General features: G+C 66.7%; 2 protein-coding genes. Both read right to left on the reverse strand.

Annotation, left to right across the window (positions count from 1 at the left end; all coding sequences use genetic code 11):
- Positions 1 to 85 precede the first annotated feature (85 nt).
- Positions 86 to 529: a hypothetical protein gene (locus LHA35_RS28215; protein ID WP_226615101.1), complete on the reverse strand. Its 444-nt coding sequence runs from the start codon at positions 527 to 529 to the stop codon at positions 86 to 88.
- A complete protein-coding gene (locus tag LHA35_RS28220; RefSeq protein ID WP_226615108.1) occupies positions 526 to 1203 on the reverse strand; it encodes a class I SAM-dependent methyltransferase in 678 nt (225 codons plus the stop codon). The genes LHA35_RS28215 and LHA35_RS28220 overlap by 4 nt, the downstream gene beginning before the upstream one ends.
- Positions 1204 to 1411 lie beyond the last annotated feature (208 nt).

Genomic DNA, 1411 nt, shown 5'->3' on the forward strand with positions numbered 1-1411 from the left:
ACCACCGTGGTATCGCTCGTCATGGCGTATCGCTCCTTCGGGAGGTCCTGGCAGGCTCGTCACCCGCCTCGATACGCCGCCTCTCTCAGCCCGCCATCACCCAGTTTCGGCCATAGCTCCCGTAGAAGTAGAGCCTATCGAAGGGAAGTCGCTCGGCGAGCCATGTGCAAAGCGCACCTGAACAGATCCCTGGGACGTGAAAGTCGGCGGCTTGGCCGAGACGAGAGCATACGAGCCTGCCGTCAGGACGCAGTTCATGGCCCGCATGCTGGTCGCGGGTTGGGTCGATCCTGCCCGGCACGTGCCGGGTGAGCTCCCATGAGGCAAACCCGTAGGTGATCTCGAGCGGCCCGAACTCATCGACGACAGGATCCAATACGTCGCGGGCGAGCCGCTGCAGGGCCGCAATCGTGCCGGCCTGCACCGGAAGGTTTGGCACTCGCACCCTGCGCCAGGTTTCACCGGCCTCGACTAGGTTGCGAAAGCACAGGTGCCGCCCGCAGGGCCGGTCGAGGTCGTCCCTGGTCAACACCGAGTCCCCGCGGCGCTGGTCCGGCCCGTTAAGACGCCAGCATCGACGAGGCGGCGCGTGAGCACGCGCAGGCCGGGACCGAGTCCTGACTGCGTGAATACGCCCCGCTCCCGCAGCCCATCGTCGAACCGCTCCTGCCGGTCCCGCCCGCCCATGGCGGTAGGCATCAGGCTGGCCTTACCGAGCAGGACCCGCCGACCGTCCGCAGTGTCCACTGGAACCTCCGACACGCGGCGCCGGCGCAGATCGACTACTGTCCGGCGCGCCAGCGTGGGCAGCGCTCGGTTTTGGAAGCCCTCAAACGCGAGATAGCTCACGCGGTCCCCGAACCCGTGCACCTTGATGAGATCGGCGTCAGGCGGCAGCGGCTCGAGTCGTTCCGCACAGCCAAGCAGGATGCGCAGCGGAACAGGCTGCCGCGGCAGGAGTGCGACGTGAAACGTGTAGTCGCCATCGCGGGCGTCGAGGACCCCGTCGCCCCTCGAAGCGCCGACATTGGTCGCAGTCGCGGTCAGCACCGGGTCGCCGATTGCGATCAGAGCAGCTTGCGCGCGCCCGATCGCTGCTTTGTGGCTTCCGAAGAGGGCGCGGATGTCGCGCTGCACGGCCAGCGGGAGCGATCGCTGCGAGGTCCTCCGGTCGAACAGATTGAGAGCAAGGTAGACGACCATGTCCTCAGACAGGCGTTCTGCTGCACGCGCCAGTTGGCTCTGCTTGTCTGGGTGTGGAAGCGAGGCAAAGGCCCGACGTGCCGAGCCAAGAGCTACGCGGGAAACTGGGTGACGGCCAGCCGATCAGGCGGCGGTCTGTGCTGGCGTCTCCTTGACCTCGACGCCATTGCGGAACCTGACACCCTGGATGACCTTCGGCAACTGGTTC

The sequence above is a fragment of the Roseicella aerolata genome, from assembly GCF_020523605.1.
Lineage (GTDB): Bacteria > Pseudomonadota > Alphaproteobacteria > Acetobacterales > Acetobacteraceae > Paracraurococcus > Paracraurococcus aerolatus.

What these genes read in the sequence shown, in the direction of transcription:
- LHA35_RS28220 (WP_226615108.1), bottom strand. Translation starts at nt 1,203, where the DNA reads ATGGTCGTCTACCTTGCTCTCAATCTGTTCGACCGGAGGACCTCGCAG.